At 46.9% G+C, this 16,320-nt stretch carries 11 protein-coding genes (1 of these 11 only partly in view); 3 read left to right on the top strand and 8 right to left on the bottom strand.

What is annotated here, in order from left to right; translation table 11 throughout:
* The 3 genes from truA to U0033_RS24740 all read right to left on the bottom strand — a co-directional run.
* Positions 1 to 376: the start of a tRNA pseudouridine(38-40) synthase TruA gene (truA, locus tag U0033_RS24750; RefSeq protein ID WP_072366042.1), read on the bottom strand. It extends 377 nt beyond the left edge of the window; the window shows 376 of its 753 coding nt (coding positions 1–376); it begins with the start codon at positions 374 to 376; the stop codon falls past the left edge of the window.
* Between the two features lie 85 nt (positions 377 to 461).
* Complete coding sequence (locus U0033_RS24745; RefSeq protein ID WP_322518428.1) at positions 462 to 2,204, bottom strand: DUF4476 domain-containing protein; 1,743 nt, start codon at positions 2,202 to 2,204, stop codon at positions 462 to 464.
* A gap of 65 nt (positions 2,205 to 2,269) precedes the next feature.
* Positions 2,270 to 2,770, bottom strand: a complete 501-nt coding sequence (locus tag U0033_RS24740; RefSeq protein ID WP_072366050.1) for a biotin/lipoyl-containing protein — start codon at positions 2,768 to 2,770, stop codon at positions 2,270 to 2,272.
* A 277-nt stretch (positions 2,771 to 3,047) separates the two neighbouring features.
* Between U0033_RS24740 and U0033_RS24735 the strand changes: the two genes are divergently transcribed.
* The gene (locus tag U0033_RS24735; protein ID WP_072366038.1) at positions 3,048 to 5,579 is read left to right on the top strand and encodes a M1 family aminopeptidase; all 2,532 of its coding nucleotides are present in this window, start codon (positions 3,048 to 3,050) and stop codon (positions 5,577 to 5,579) included.
* A gap of 227 nt (positions 5,580 to 5,806) precedes the next feature.
* Here U0033_RS24735 and U0033_RS24730 read toward each other — a convergent pair whose 3' ends face one another.
* The 5 genes from U0033_RS24730 to U0033_RS24710 all read right to left on the bottom strand — a co-directional run bounded on the left by U0033_RS24730 (position 5,807) and on the right by U0033_RS24710 (position 11,707).
* A complete protein-coding gene (locus U0033_RS24730) occupies positions 5,807 to 7,213 on the bottom strand; it encodes an MBL fold metallo-hydrolase RNA specificity domain-containing protein (protein ID WP_072366036.1) in 1,407 nt (468 codons plus the stop codon).
* A gap of 15 nt (positions 7,214 to 7,228) precedes the next feature.
* On the bottom strand, positions 7,229 to 7,702 hold the full coding sequence (locus U0033_RS24725; protein ID WP_072366034.1) for a DUF4442 domain-containing protein: 474 nt from the start codon (positions 7,700 to 7,702) through the stop codon (positions 7,229 to 7,231).
* A 32-nt stretch (positions 7,703 to 7,734) separates the two neighbouring features.
* Positions 7,735 to 8,250: a thioredoxin family protein gene (locus tag U0033_RS24720; RefSeq protein WP_072366048.1), complete on the bottom strand. Its 516-nt coding sequence runs from the start codon at positions 8,248 to 8,250 to the stop codon at positions 7,735 to 7,737.
* Entirely contained in the window at positions 8,237 to 10,315 is a 2,079-nt protein-coding gene (ppk1, locus tag U0033_RS24715; protein WP_072366032.1) for a polyphosphate kinase 1, read from the bottom strand. Before ppk1 ends, U0033_RS24720 begins: the two co-directional genes overlap by 14 nt.
* Positions 10,316 to 10,468: 153 nt before the next feature.
* Entirely contained in the window at positions 10,469 to 11,707 is a 1,239-nt protein-coding gene (locus tag U0033_RS24710; RefSeq protein ID WP_072366030.1) for a Pycsar system effector family protein, read from the bottom strand.
* An 83-nt stretch (positions 11,708 to 11,790) separates the two neighbouring features.
* Between U0033_RS24710 and U0033_RS24705 the strand changes: the two genes are divergently transcribed.
* Both U0033_RS24705 and U0033_RS24700 read left to right on the top strand, forming a co-directional pair.
* Positions 11,791 to 12,645: an SdiA-regulated domain-containing protein gene (locus U0033_RS24705; RefSeq protein ID WP_177318747.1), complete on the top strand. Its 855-nt coding sequence runs from the start codon at positions 11,791 to 11,793 to the stop codon at positions 12,643 to 12,645.
* A gap of 2 nt (positions 12,646 to 12,647) precedes the next feature.
* Positions 12,648 to 16,295, top strand: coding sequence for a BamA/TamA family outer membrane protein (locus tag U0033_RS24700; RefSeq protein ID WP_072366026.1), 3,648 nt, complete (start codon positions 12,648 to 12,650; stop codon positions 16,293 to 16,295).
* Positions 16,296 to 16,320: the final 25 nt, after the last annotated feature.

Below are 16,320 nucleotides of genomic sequence, written 5' to 3'. Positions count from 1 at the left end.
AGTAACCCCTATCCTGCATAAACGGATCCTTCTGCGTATACAATGTATACCTATAAGCCCTGTTCAATGCATCGAAACGGGAATGCGCCTCATCGCTCACCGCATATACCTGCTTTAATACAATATCACGCCCCAGGATCGCATTAACCTTATAAACAAACTGCGGATGTAAAGGCTGCGCTATATCAAAATGCAGGAAGTTCTGCAACGCATGTACCCCCGCATCCGTACGGCTGGAACCCGTCGTTTCCACCTTCTCCCTCATCAACAGACTAATGGCCCGGTCTATCTCCGCCTGCACCGTATGCGCCGTATCCTGCACCTGAAAGCCCCCGAACGCAGTTCCCTTATATGCTACCTCTAAAAAATATCTCATAATCCCGCGAAGGTAAGACGCAAAAAGCAGAAGGCCACAAGTTGAACTTCAACCTGTGGCCTTCTGCCTTTCTATGATAAGGTGCTTACCTGTGGACCATTGCCTTAAAGCGACCCTTGTAATAATTATCACTCAACACACTCTCCAGTGATGAAAAATGCTCCGAATCATACACCTTTGGATATGCCTGATCCAATAAACGGTAACGGGAATCATCCGTTCCCAACAGCTGCACCAGCGTCTTTACCTGGGATGTCTCCAAACAAAATCCCTTCGTCTGCTTTTTAAATGCATCAATCATTCCATCATCATCCTTCCCACCTACAAACTTACGGAGCAATTTTCTGAACGTCTCTTCATCCATCACCTTCCCACAATCAGAATTGATCATTTTTACAGAAGATGTTTTCTTCTCTTCAACAGGTGCCTCAACTGCAGCCACTACCGGAACAGCAACACCTACCTCAGCGGCCTCCTGGTTTTTCTTCTTACGATCCTTTTTTGACGGATGATCTATATTCAGACCAGATACCGCATAACCTGATGAATCATCTGTCAGGATATTATTAGGCTGCCCTTCTGTATCAATATTCCGCTTTTTCTTCTTAGCCGGCGCTGGTTCTTCAACAGCCATAGTAGCTGTCGTATCCGTTTCTGATATATCTTCCTTACGTTTCTTCTTTTTAGCCGGAGCCGGCTCCTCTGTTCCCACAGGACCAGGTGTACCCTCAGCTACCGTAGCCTGTGCCGTTCCATCCTGAAAGTCGATAAACGCAGGATCATCTGATTTTTTCTTTCCTGCCTTTTTTGAAGATTTCTTTTCAGGCAGGGGTGCCTCTTCTGTAACAGGCGCCGGAGCTGGTACTGCTGCCTGAGCACCGGAAGTCTCACTTACAGCTACATCCGGAGTCACTGCCACATCAGCAGCCGGCGTAGTAGGGGCCGGAGCCGGGGCTACTGCTGGTGTAGCCGGAGCCGGAGCTGCCACCGCTTTATGTTCTTCCTCCATTACATCCGCCAGGATCTGTTGTTCCTCTGCTGTAAGCGGCTCTCTATCTCTGCGTTTTTTATGTCCTTTTTTTTCTTCCGGTTGCGCCACAGCCACCGCTGTATCCTTCGCAGGTGCCAGGATCATACCTGTACCAGCATTTGGATCCACCAATGGTTCCTCCGGTCTGTCATCCTTTACAACCTTATCCAGTGACTCTGAAAACTTATTAACAGGTTTTACCGCACGGGTACCTGGTCCTACTGTTACACCCGCATCCTTAGGAAAAGCTGCTGCCAGATCCTTCTGCATAGAATCCATCATCGCCTTTTGCGGCTCTACAGCCAATGGTGCCGTAGTTTCAGCAGGAACTGGTGCCGGCTTTTCAACAGCAACAGCCGGGGTATCCATTACCGGTGCAGGAACCGCTTCAACCGGGGCCGGAGCCGGTTCAGGTGCTGGTGCTGGAGCCTGTGCTACTGCCTCCTCCCCTTTCTTCACAGGCCTGGTAGCTGCAAACGTCACTATATTATACAAGCCATCCTTCTTCAGCAAATACCCCTGGTCATTAGGCCCTCCTACTTTGACCATATATTGCTCTTCAGGTACCTCACTTTTTGCAAAACCAATCCGCATGTTGGCTGTACCAGCAGGCAGTTTGGAAAGGATGATATAACCTTTATCTGAAGAACTGAGAAGTTTACCATCAAAGCGGACATAGAAAGGCTGAGACCTTTCGCTCTGTATATAGATATAATATTGCTGATCCTGAGCTGTCATCCGTAATGCCATCAGGAGAAAGCACGGTATCAATAAAGATTTTTTCAAATACTTAATCATAGAAATATAATATAGACCCGTTCGGGTGTTCATCAAAACCCACGCGCCTGCTTAGAAAACAAATACTATTCCAATATAACGAGGATCTCCCCTTTTTCAACGGCCGTCCGCTCGGAGACCTTGATTTCCTTTACGATTGCGTCCCCGGTTGCTTTAAATACATTCTCCATTTTCATGGCTTCCAGTATTAATACCGGATCGCCTTTTTTTATAGCCTGCCCTGGTTCAACCAGTACTTTCAGCACCAGCCCTGGCATTGGGGCCTTGATATCGTTTACTTTACGGGTAGCACTGTGGTTGATACCCATGGCTGCCAGCAACTGATCTATTGGCTCCCCGATAGCCACCTCGTATTCCTGTTGCTCAATCAGGATTTTTACCTTTTTGGCGTCTTTGTCTATGCTGATGACCTGAGCTATATAACTCCGCCCATCCAATATTACACTATAATTGCCCGCAGGCAACTCCAGCCCAGACCATTCTACGGCCTGCCCATTACAGGAGATACCTTCAGGAGCCGTATTGATTGCAAATGGCGTAATGCCATTTACGATTGCTTTGATCATAAGTTGTATTATATCTGAACTGAGACAAAAATAGGAATTTAGATCGGCCTTCGGCAAAGGGAGGAAAGTTTTCTTTAATTGCCCTGCAGCAGCAGGGAGAGGATTATTATATTCTACAAATACGAAAGCGGCTTTTACCCGGGAATGCTTTAAAGCGTAAACCAGGACCAACATCCCGAATTATAGCCAATTATCCCGTTTATACCAATATTAATAAGCCAAACCCTGTTTATTTCTAAGAATAAATGTTAATTCGTGGCAAAATATATTTTCTACAATGTCTAAATCTTTGAAGCAAGCACTAAAAGGCCTGCTGGTAGTCTGCCTGACTGGAAGCATGTGTTATTCCCCCGCTTATGCACAGCAGCGTGACAACGCCAATGATCCTCTCCTGAAGATCTACAGGGCCACTGCAACAAGAGTGAACGATCTCTCCCATACCAAACTGGATGTCCGCTTTGATTACGCCAAAAGATATCTGTATGGTAAAGCATGGTTGACCCTGAAGCCGCATTTTTATGCTACCGACTCCCTGACACTCGATGCCAAAGGCATGGATATCAAAACAGTAGCTATCGTAAAAGGTGGTAAAAACGTAGCGCTGAAGTATACTTACGACAGCACCCAACTCCACATCCAACTGGATAAAGTGTATAGCCGCACCGAATCCTATATCGTATATATTGACTACGTAGCCAGACCGGATGAAATCTCCGCTACCGGCAGCGCCGCTATCACTGATGCCAAAGGGCTCTATTTCATCAACCCGGACGGCACGGATAAAAATAAGCCAATCCAGATCTGGACACAGGGTGAAACCGAATCCAATTCTGTATGGTTCCCTACTATTGACAAGACCGCCCAGAAATGTACCGAAGAGATCAGTATGACTGTCGATAAGAAATACGTGACCCTCTCTAACGGTAAAATGGTTAGTCAAAAGAATAACCCGGACGGTACCCGTACCGATACCTGGAAGATGGACCTCCCCCACTCCCCTTACCTGTTCATGATGGCCGTAGGTGATTTCGCCATCGTAAAGGACCAGTGGCGAGGCAAAGAAGTGAACTACTATGTGGAAAAAGCATATGAGCCATACGCTAAAGCCATTTTCGGTAATACACCCGAAATGCTCAGCTTCTACTCCGATATCCTGGGTTATGAATATGCATGGCCTAAGTACTCCCAGATCGTAGTCAGAGACTATGTATCCGGTGCAATGGAAAATACCACCGCTACCCTGCACGGCGATTTTGTTCAGAAAACCGACCGCGAACTGCTGGATAATAACAACTATAACGAATCCGTTATCGCCCACGAACTGTTCCACCACTGGTTTGGTGACCTGGTAACCGCTGAATCATGGAGCAACCTGACCCTGAACGAGTCTTTTGCTGACTACAGCGAATACCTGTGGCTGGAACATAAGTATGGTAAAGACGAAGCCGATGCACATGCTGAAGAAGCAGGCGAAAACTACAAACAGTTTACCCAATATGCCGGCGATCGCGACCTGGTTCGTTTCCACTACCATGACAAAGAAGACATGTTCGATGCTGTAAGCTACCAGAAAGGTGGCCGCATCCTGCACATGCTCCGCAATGTAGTAGGTGACAGCGCTTTCTTCAAATCACTGAACCTCTACCTGAAGACCAATGCCTTCAAACCTGCCGAAGCACACCAGCTGCGCCTGGCTTTTGAAGAAGTTACCGGCGAAGACCTGAACTGGTTCTTTAACCAATGGTACTTTGGCGATGGCTTCCCTAAACTGGATGTAAGCTATAATTACAATGACGGCGCTAAAACTGTGACTGTCAATATCAACCAGACACAGGAATCCGGCAAGATCTTCCAGCTGCCTATCGCGATCGATGTATACGCAGGTGGTAAAAAAGTACGTCACCTGGTGACCATCACCGATAAAACGGCTTCCTTTACCTTCCCATATACTGCTAAACCAGACCTGGTCAATGTAGATGCGGATAAGGTATTGCTGGCTGACATCAATGATCAGAGAGACCTGAGTACCTACATCTTCCAGTTCAACAACGCGCCTAATTACCTGGATCGCCGCGAGGCCCTGGAAGCCTGCCTGAAAGACCAGGCAAATCCTGCTGCCCGCAAAGTGGTGATCGCTGCCCTGAAAGACAAGTTCTATGGCCTGCGCAACCTGGCTATCAGAGGCCTGAACCTGGGCGACGATGCAGTGAAATCAGCGGCCCTGCCTGTATTACAGCAACTGGCTAAAGACGACAAGAATGCAACCGTACGTGCAGCTGCCCTGAAACAACTAGGCAGCCGGAAGGATGCTCAATATACCTCCCTGTTCGAAGCAGCTACCAAAGACCAGTCATACGCTGCCGCCGGTGCCGCACTGAACAGTCTCTCCGCCCTGGATGCCGAGAAAGCCTATACCCTCGCTAAGCAAATGGAAACCAGTGCCAAAGGCGCGCTGCGTAATGCAATTGCCAGTGTATATGCTAAAAAAGGAAATGAAGATGACATCGCTTTCTTTGCCAAGACCTTCGACGAAGCCAGTGGCCAGGAAAAAGTGGAAGACGCCATTCAGTATGTAGCTATCCTTGCAAATGTGGATAACGCAGATATCGTGATCAAGGGCATCGGCCAGATCAAGGATATGACAAAAACGTTCAATAACAAGATGGTTACCAATTACATGGTAAATATGCTGCAACCCTTAGCCAAAAGGAAACTGGATAAAGCCACCATCGCCCCTGCCGATAAAAAGACAGATCTGATGAAGCAGTACGACTACATCAAAAAAGTAATTGCTGAACTGAAAGACTAATAAATGCATTGATTATCAAAGAAGGAGCGAGGTTTTGCATAGCAGAGCTTCGCTCCTTCTTTTGTTAGATAACTATACTATAAGTACACCACAAGTACACTAAAAGGGCACCTCAATATCCAATGGATATTGAGGTGCCCTTTTAGTGTTAAGATAGTACCAGGATAATGTTAAAGAAGGACCGGATCTCACTCGAACAAAGACCCTGTAAGACGGGGGCTCATAGCTTATCCCAACCCTATCTCTGAATGCCTTTCCGGTACTTCTATATCCCCAAATCCCTTTTTCAATAACCAATCCCTGAAAATGGTCTGCACCTCATATTCCCCGTGCACTAAAAACAATTTCTTCACCTCCCTCGGGTTCTGACAGGATAGCCACTGGCTCAGGTCTTCGTAATCCCCATGGGCACTCATAGACCGGATACTGCCTACTTCTGCCCTCACCTCGTAACGGGTACCATAGATAGATACCTCCTTGGCCCCTCTCATCAGCCTACCGCCCAGGGACTGGGGCTCACAGTACCCCACCATCAGGATGGTATTCCTTGTATCATTAATATTATTAGCAATATGATGCTTTACCCTGCCCGCCTCCGCCATACCTGAAGCAGAAATGATTACACAGGGTTCCTGGCGGAAATTAAGGTTCTTGGATTCGTCTACGGACGCTATAAAGTGTAAACCAGGGAAATCAAATACATCGTCATCGATCTGCAGCAGTTTTGCCACTGACTTGTTAAACAATTCCGGGTGACTGGTCACCACCTCCGTTGCTTCCATTGACAGCGGACTATCCACAAAAATATCCACCTTTGGCAGCTTACCATCCAGCTGGGCCTTGTTAAGGGCATACAGTATCTCCTGGGTACGGCCTACGCTGAATGCCGGGATAATCAGTTTACCTTTCTTCACTTTACAGGTATCATGTATATACCTCAGCAATACATCCGTGGTGGGAGCAGCCTCCGCATGCAGGGAACTGCCATAGGTAGATTCCATCAGGATGAAATCTGCCTGTGGAAAAGTATCCGGCGATTTCAGGATCGCGTCATTATACCGGCCTATATCCCCGCTGAAAGTAACCACAGTTGGTTTGCCCCCTTCCATTATACGAAGCGTTACTGCAGCACTGCCTATTATATGACCCGCATCTGTAAACATCACTTCCACCTCATCATCGATCCGGTACCACTGTTTATAGGCCTTTACCTTTTTGAAAAAGGCAATGCTCTTTTTGGCATCATCCACTGTATACAGCGGCTCTTCCTGTGGCAATCCTACCTTTCTGCGTTTCTTGTTCGTATACTTCACATCCTCTTCCTGGATCCTCGCAGAATCAAGTAACAGGATCTGTGTCAGATCAAAAGTTGCAGGAGTGCAGTAAATATGTCCTTTAAACCCCCTTTTTACCAGCAATGGTATAAGGCCTGTATGATCAATGTGAGCGTGGGATAATACCATCATGGTGACGGTAGCAGGATCAAAGCCAAGGTCAAAGTTCATGGCATCTGTGTCCTTGCCCATTCCCTGGAACAAGCCACAATCCAATAAGATCTTTTTCCCATTCTTTAGTGTAATCAGGTGTTTGGAACCAGTAACGGTACGTGCCGCCCCATGGAAGGCTATCTTCATAATGATTGAATTTTATCAGCGTTTCTTAAACGACCAGGTGATCGCGAAGGTGGCAATTATGGTGCCATCGTGGCTTTTGCCGATTGTATTGACTGTGATCGTCACCGGCTCTCCCGAAGCTACGGTATGGGCTATAGCAGCCTGCATACCGCTCAGTTCTTCACATGTAAAATAAGTCTTCCCGGTAGCTTTTTTCAAAAAACTGGCCTGCATGCCGGTTACTAACATGGATACACGCGCAGGGGCAGCATCCGCCGTGAACCACATAGCAGGTAGGCCCGTACTCATTTCTGCCGCCATTGCTAGGCAGGCAAAATAAGTAGACTTAAAAGGATTCTGCGACAGCCACCTGAAAGGTACGGAAGTGATACAAACAGCAGGGTCTAAATGTTGTACACTTACCCCTGCCAGCCATGCTGCCGGTAATTTATACAACAAGAACAGGGAAAATCTCCATCGCTGCTGCACTAAACGCTGGAATTTAGACATAAGAGGGAGTTAGGGGATGAAATAAACGGGAATTATTGGTTCACATAATAGGCTGGATTCAAGGCATCTGGCCCCCATTGCTTTAGTAACATGGCTATCTTCTTCTGATCATATGAATCTGCGGATTCCAGTAATCCTGTATCCTGTGTATGTAGCCTGTTGCCCTTTGCATCCAGGATCACGATCACCGGGAAGCCGAAGCGCTGTGGATAACCCAGCTTTTGCAGGATAGGCAGGTTCTTGTTCTCCTTGCTATAATTGAGGTGATATACGACAAAGTTCTTTTCCAGCAGACTTTTCAGCGTGCTGTCTTCTGCGGTGAATTTATAAAATCGCTTACACCAGATGCACCAGTTACCACCTACCTGCACCAATATATGTTTTTTGGCAGCAGTGGCTTCTTTCTGTGCAGCAGCCAGGTCTGCAGCTGCATCCGCTGCCGGGTTATAAATGTGTTCCAGGTCCGGGGCATGTTTTTCCTGGGCATGCAGGGTTACAGTGGCAAGCAGGCATAATGATACGATGAGTAAGCGGCTAAATACTTTCATGTTCCAGTGATTGAATGTATTGATAGATCCCCAGCTGGGCATTGACAGCGGGTGTACCTTTTTCAGGATTTAAAGGTATGTTATGTAACTGTGCATCCAGCTTCGCTGCATTGGTATTGTCCGCCAGCTGCAGCCTTATGATCTCCTTCAGCTGCGCTGCCAGTTCCTTCGTATACACCGGGAAGCACACTTCTATACGTCGGTGAATATTACGGTTCATCCAGTCTGCAGAACCCATGTATACCTCTTCTTCTCCATTGTTATGGAAGATGAACACCCTCGCATGTTCCAGGTAACGGTCTACGATCCTTCTTACCCTGATATTGCTGCTCTCCGGCTGATCGGGTTGCAGGCAGCATATACTACGGGCAATGAGGTCTACCTGTACACCGGCTTCACTGGCCTCGTACAGTTTGGCTATCATATCTTTTTCCTGCAGGTTATTCAGCTTGATGATAATGTGTGCCGGCCGGCCCGCCTTTTTATTGGCAATCTCCCTGTCTATGAGTTCTGAGAAACGGGTTTTCAGATTAAACTGTGCTACCAGCAGGTGGTTAAATTTCAGGTACCGGTATTTATCTGGTTGCTGGCGCGCCTGCAGGTATAAGAACAGCAGTTCCAGTTCCTGGGTAATACCCGGATGTGCAGTGAGCAATACATGGTCTGTGTAAAAACGAGCGGTGCTCTCATTGAAATTACCCGTGGCCATCAGCCCTGCATAATCCCATTCATAACCACACTTCCGCTTTACCAAAGCGATCTTGGCATGTACTTTCAGACCGGGAATACTATAGATGATCTTTACTCCCGCGGCCTTCATTTTCTTGGCCCAGCGAATATTGTTGGCTTCATCGAAACGTGCTTTCAGTTCTACAAATACCGTTACCTGCTTGCCATTGCGGGCTGCGCTGATAAGGGCATTGGCTATCTGCGAACTGGCAGCAATGCGATAAAGGGTGATATATATTTCTTTAACTGTTGGATCCGTGGCCGCTTCGTTGAAGAAACGGAGGATGTACTCATAGCGCTGGTAAGGAGGATGGAGAATAATATCCCTTCGTAATATTTCTTCCAGCAGGTGCGGTACCTTATCCAGCTGTGGCAGGTGCGCCGATGGCTGCTTCGGATAAGTGAACAGCGGAGATTTCACAGGCATTGGCAGGTCTGCCAGGTCCTTCAGGTTATGATAACGGCCACCCGGCACCATTTCCTGTGGTACTATACTGAAGTAATTACCCAGCAATTGACGCAGGGCCAGCGGCATATTGCTATCATAGAGGAAACGGGTGGGTATGCCCAGCTCCCTTTTGGCAATCATGGTTTCTACCTGGTCCAGGATATCGCTGGCCAGTTCATTCATATCTGTTTCTGCATCACGGGTGATCTTGATACTATAGCAGCCATTCACTGTATACCCCGGGAACAGCCAGCCTGTGTTTTCCCTGATTATATCGTCCAGCATCACAATGTAACTCACCTCCTTTATCTGCGGCAGTTCAAAAAAGCGGGGCAGCTCACTGCTGGGGATATTAACTACAGCATATTGCAGGCGGTCAGGTTCGTTCTCAGGAGAAAGAGAGACAACCAGGTACAACTGGTTATTCTCCAGGAACGCATCCTTAGGTTTCTTCTGATCCAGCCAGAACGGTTGCAGAAAGCCCTGGATCTTTGTCTGGAAGTACTCCCGCATAGGAGCCAGGTGCGAAGGCAGTATTTCCTGGTTATAGTAAAGATCGATCCTGTTATCGCTTAATGCAGGCAGGAGTTGTTGGGTAAGTGTAGCCCCAAACTCTCCGAGCTGCCTGTTGATCTCCTGTTGAATAATAGGAAGCGTATCGGTAGAGAGGGTTTCTTCCCCGGCCACATCAGGATTTTCGCGCACCAATTTATTCACTGCCATGACAGCGGGCATACGCACACGAAAGAACTCATCTAAATTCGAGGAGAAGATGGACAAAAAGCGGATGCGCTCATACAGCGGCACCGCAGGGTCTTTGGCCATGCTTAACACTCTGTAGTTAAATGATAACCAGCTCAGATCACGGTCATACAGCGGAGTATTCATAATTCATCTATCGTTTTTGTGGAGCGAAAAAACCGCTTTCAGTTCGTGTTGTAGTTGGATTCTATTCCTGTCATGGTGCCAAAGCAGGTCTTTAATAAAGGCAGTTTTTCGCAATGCCAGGCTGCCGCTGGCGGGAAGAATACCTGTTATTCCCTAGTTATTAACAGGGAAGAACAGCACAGCAATCACAAATGCCAGCACTGATATTATCAGGCCAAACATAAATATGTTATACGCGATACGTAGTTGTTTATATTTTTTACCCAGTACGACCCCCAGGTGATAAATATCCTGGATCATGCTGCCATACAGGTAATCACTATCCTTCATCATCTCTGTCATCCCCCAGGCATATTGTTCCAGCTGCATTTCGTGGAAGTTACCAAAGAAGAGCAGGTTCGTCTTTTTATTGGCAATGTCTTCTCTTGTAAACTGGCCTTTATTCACATTCGGACGGGTAGCCAGTACGGAGAAGATGATGGTAACCACACCAGTAGTGAGGAATAAGATCGATGGGATCACCAGGTTTGGATAGTCTTCCAGCTTGCGGAAGAGTACACCTAATATCACGGATACGATGATAGAGTTCACCGAAATCATGATATGTGCCTTGCTGTCTGCCATGGCACTCAGGCGAATATGGTTAGCAGAGGTAGTACGGAACATGGTTTCGACTCCCCGGCCAGCTTTAGGTTCTTTGGCTTCCTTTTTCGGTTTATCGATTTTCAGCTTATTGCTTTCTTTAGCGACTACTTCCTCCAGCTTCTCTCCTTTCTTCTCTGCCTTTTCTTCCTGCTTCTCCAGGCGCTTTTTCAGCCAGGCGATGTTCTCTTCTTTCTGCTCCTGCAGGAGGGCCTGGCAATAAGCCGTATGATAATGATGCGCTTCCAGCAGTTTCAAAGTACCTGCTGTCCAGTCAGCACCGGGTATCTCTTTCTCATGGGTAAGTTCTATCTCCTGGTGCAATACCTTGGTACGTTTCCTGAACTCTTTTGTACCGAAATTGAAGAGGTCTGCATCGCAAACGATCTCTTCCAGCAGGTTGTGGGGTTCCTGTGGCATCTTGGTCGCCATGATACATCCGCTTACCTGTTCTTGTATATTTAACGGAATAATTTGTGTATTCAGAAATTCACGGGCCAGTGAAGCACCCCTTTCCTCGTGCGTTTTAAATTCTCCCAGCAGGTAGCCCAGGTCGTGAAACCAGGCAGCTATATACACTACGAGAAGGTCAGTATCCTGCAGGCGGTAATGCGCCGAAATCTGCGCTGCTGCTGCCACTACCTGTCTGGTATGCTCCAGGTTATGGTACACCAGATTAGGGTGAGGATGATTCTGGTATTGTGTTGTCACATACTGTTGTGCGGCGTCGATGATTACACTTGTCTGCATAAGGCTTGGTTAAAAAAGCAAAACTGAGATCAGCAAGTTACTGCATTTTTGAGTTAATTTTATTCTACCATATGGCTCATCTTATGACTCTACGACATTTATTACTGGTCGCCCTGTTGCTAACTTCCTGTAATTATTACAACAACAGCGATAAAAAATACGGATCTCCCAAAGGCTATAACCTCACGGAACCCACAAGGTTTCATGTGCGCCAGTCCATGCAGGAGATTTCAGGCATTGTGCTGGCCCCTGATGAACATCATATCATGGCCATCAATGATGAACAGGGTCGCATATTTTCTATCGACATAGCCAATAAAACAGCTTATCCCAACTGGAAATTCCATAAGAGCGGGGATTATGAAGACCTCGCTACCGATGGTAAAAACTGGATAGTACTGAAAAGCAATGGTCACCTCTATCATGTGACAGGGCTCTTCTCTGATTCTACCAGCTCCGAAACTTACAAACTACCCATGGAAGGCAAAAAAGAATTTGAATCACTCTACTATGATGCGCGCAATGATGGCATGATCATGGTGTGTAAACAATGTGCAGAAGATAAAGGCAAAGACTATAACACTGCCTACCGCTTTGATATGAAGACCTGGGAGTTTGACACTGTTCCCTTTTATCGTATCAATATTGTAGATATAGAACGCCTTAGCGGTGAAGATATCAACCTCTTCAAACCATCTGCAGCAGCTATACATCCCTTTGAAAAGCGATTGTATATACTCTCTGCCGTGAACAGGATGCTGGTGATCGCCGACCTGGATGGCAAAGTACAGGAAGCCTATAACCTGAAGCATACTTTATTCAGACAACCGGAAGGCATTTCTTTTGCAGCGAATGGCGATATGTATATTTCCAATGAATCTGCCGATGAATCGTCTGCAAATATTCTCAAGTTTAAATACAACCAAAGAGCTCAGTAACGATGAAGTACCTTTTACACCTCTTTCTGCTCTTCCTGCCTTTCCTGGCCCAGGCACAGGACACGCTGGCCAGAAGGATCATCCTGATCGGGGATGCAGGCGAACTGCACCAGGACGGGCATAACCCTGTCATAGATGCTGTAAAGAGCCGCTTCGATCTGCAGGATGCAAGAAACACAGTGCTCTACCTGGGAGATAACGTTTATCCCTATGGGATGCCGGACCCTACCAGTAACCGCTACCCGCTTTCCAAAGAGATACTTGATTACCAGGTGAACCTGGTACGCAATACCAATACCCAGGCTATTTTCATTCCCGGCAACCATGACTGGGAAAAATCAAAGCCTAATGGCTGGCAGACCATCATCAATGAACAACTTTATGTTGATTCCCTGAACCTGCCGAATGTGAACTTCCTGCCAAAAGATGGTTGCCCCGGCCCCATCGAAGTGCCGCTGGATAATAACATTACCCTGGTTGTTATGGATACCGAATGGTGGTTATTCCCTTATGCAAAACCAGGCCCTGAGTCTTCCTGTGACTTCAAAACAAAACAGGATGTGCTCACTGAACTGAGTGATATCGTAATCCGTAACCGGAACAAACTGATCATCTTTGCCAGCCACCATCCTTTCCGGAGCTATGGTATTCATGGCGGTTATTATACACTGAAGCAACACCTCTTCCCCCTCACGGATCTGAAGAAAGGGCTCTATATTCCATTGCCGGTGATAGGTTCTATCTATCCACTGACCCGTGGCGTATTCGGCACGCCTGAAGACCTGCCCAATCCTGACTACCAGGAACTGGTTAGTGGCGTGGAAGCTGCTTTCAAATCACATGGCCCGGCCATCTTTGTAGCAGGTCATGATCACGCATTACAGTTTATCAAAGACAAAGAGAATTACTATATAGGCAGTGGTAGTGGCGCAAAAGAAAATCGTGTTAAGAAAGGTGCGAAGTCTCTGTATGCAAGTAACGAGAACGGCTATGCGGCTTTAGAGATCTCCAGGAATGGAAACATCACGGTGCAGTATTATACGGTAGATAAGACCGAGGGGCCTTCTTTTACCAGTTCTCTCTTCAGGATACAGGATATCCGCTCTGAACAACTGGCCAATGCAAGTCCGACAGCAAAAGAATTACCTCCTTTTGTAACAATGCCTGCAGATACCCAGTATATCCACAAAACAGGTATTCACTACTGGCTGCTGGGCCAGAACTATCGCAATGTATGGGCTACCCCGGTGAACTTTCCCGTACTTGACATCAACAAAGAAAAAGGTGGTCTGAAAATATTGCAGCGGGGTGGTGGTATGCAAACCCTTTCCCTGCGCATGGAAGATAAATCAGGTAGGGAATGGGTACTGCGCTCTGTGAAGAAATATCCTGAAAAAGCGATTCCTGCTGAACTGAAAAATACAATTGCCAAAGATGTGGTGCAGGACCAGATCTCTGCTTCCAATCCTTATGCTACCATGGCGGTGGCCAGGCTGGCTGAAGCAGCAGGCGTACCACATACCAACCCGACTTTTGTATACTTACCAAAGGATACTTCCCTGGGTGTTTACGCCAGCACACATGGGGATGATGTATATCTCTTTGAAGAAAGAGAGCCGGTAGTGAAAGGCAAAACCTATAATACCATCAAGGTGCTGGAACAGATACAGGGGGATAATGATAATACCATCGACCAGGAAGCAGTAGCCCGCGCACGTATGCTGGACCTGGTAATGGCTGACTGGGATCGTCATGATGACCAGTGGAGATGGGGCGTAAAGAAACACAAGAAACGCGATACCAAAGAATACTACCCTATTCCCCGCGACCGCGACCAGGCTTTCTTCGTGAACCAGGGCGTGATCACAGCCATTGCTGCCCGGAAATGGGTGATGCCTAAATTCCAGGGCTTCAAACCATACTTCCCGAATATCGAATATCAAAACCCGACCGCCCAGCCTTTTGACCGTTCCTTCATGAATGAAATTGATGAAGAGACATGGAAAAAGATCAGTCATGAACTGGTACTCAGTTTACCAGACTCCGTGATTGCAGCGGCAGTAGCCCGCTTCCCGGATACCGTGCAGAAACAGGTTGGCGACTTTACAATTAAAACACTCATTGCCCGTCGTGATAAACTGGAAAAATCATCACTGGATTTCTACCATTTCCTCGCGAAGGATGTAGATGTAACCGGAACAAAGAAAGATGAGCTATTCAGCATTGAAAGACGGCAGGACGGCTCCGTTTCCCTGAATGTAAATAAGATCAGCAAGAAAGGGGAAGTACAACAAAATATCTACTCCCGCACCTTTGATCCGAATGTAACCAAAGAAGTAAGAATCTTTGGTTTAGGTGGTGAGGATAAATTCAATATCACAGGGAATTATCATACCCCTATTCACATCCGCATTATAGGTGGTAAAGACAAGGATACTTATATCGACAGCAGTTCCCAGCATGCAGGCAATCACATCCGCATCTATGAGAAACGCGGTGGTGCTGATACTTTCCAGCTGGCAGGCCATGAACGTAAAATCCTTTCTTACGATCCCGCGAATATCAGGTACGAACGTACGCCTTTGCTATATATCTATGATAAGCTGATGCCACTGGCGACTGCTGGGTTCAACAGTGATGACGGACTGTCTCTCGGCGCAGGTTTCCAGTATACGAAACAAGGATTCCGTAAGCGCCCATTTGCTTCCAGGCAAACGGTCACAGCCGGTCATAGTTTAGGTACCGATGCATGGCAGTTTAAATATTTAGGAGAATTCACTGATGTGATCGGGAATACCGATCTGGCGCTGACGGCTACTGCCAAGGCTCCGAACAATACGATCAACTTCTTCGGTTACGGTAACGAAACCGTATTTGAGAAGGATCTGAAGATTAAATATTATCGTACCCGCTTCAGTTTGTTTAATGTAGAACCTTTGTTCAAAACGAATTTGTCTAACAAGTTCCAGCTCATCTACGGTCCTACTTTCACTTATTACACGCTGGATAAAGATGCGACCCAGGGCAGGATCATTGAAGACTTTGAGAAGAATGGACTGGATTCATTGTCCGTATACCAGGGTAAATCTTATGCTGGTCTGAAACTGGGTTACCAGGTCGATACACGCAACAATCTCATTGCGCCTACACGTGGTTTCTACTGGAATACGACCTTACATGGCAACCAGGGTCTGAATGAACAGCAACGTCATTACCTGCAATTGTATACTGACATGAGTATTTATACGAGTTTCAGTACACCTGCCAATTTAGTATTGGTTACCAGGTTTGGCGGTGGTAAACTCTGGGGGCATTATGAATACTTCCAGGCGATGTATTTAGGTGGTGTGCAGAACCTGCGGGGGTATCGCAACTACCGTTTTGCAGGTGATGCGATGGTATTTAATAATACTGAGCTGCGATTGAAACTGTTTGAATTCCGTTCTTACCTGTTCCCTGCTACTGTGGGTTTACTGGCATTTAATGATGTGGGCAGGGTTTGGGCTAAAGGAGAAAAGTCTTCTGCCTGGCATGACGGATATGGTGGAGGCATCTATTTCAGCCCGGTGAATATGCTGATCTTAACGGCGACAGTGGGTAGGTCTGAAGAAGAGGTGTTGCCTTATATAACGTTTGGATTCAGGTTCTAAACAGAGACATAAAAAAGAAAGCGGC

It is taken from the genome of Chitinophaga sancti, from assembly GCF_034424315.1.
Classification (GTDB): domain Bacteria; phylum Bacteroidota; class Bacteroidia; order Chitinophagales; family Chitinophagaceae; genus Chitinophaga; species Chitinophaga sancti.
The sequence above is the reverse complement of the archived record's forward strand: the minus strand, read 5'-3'. Positions and strand labels throughout refer to the sequence as shown.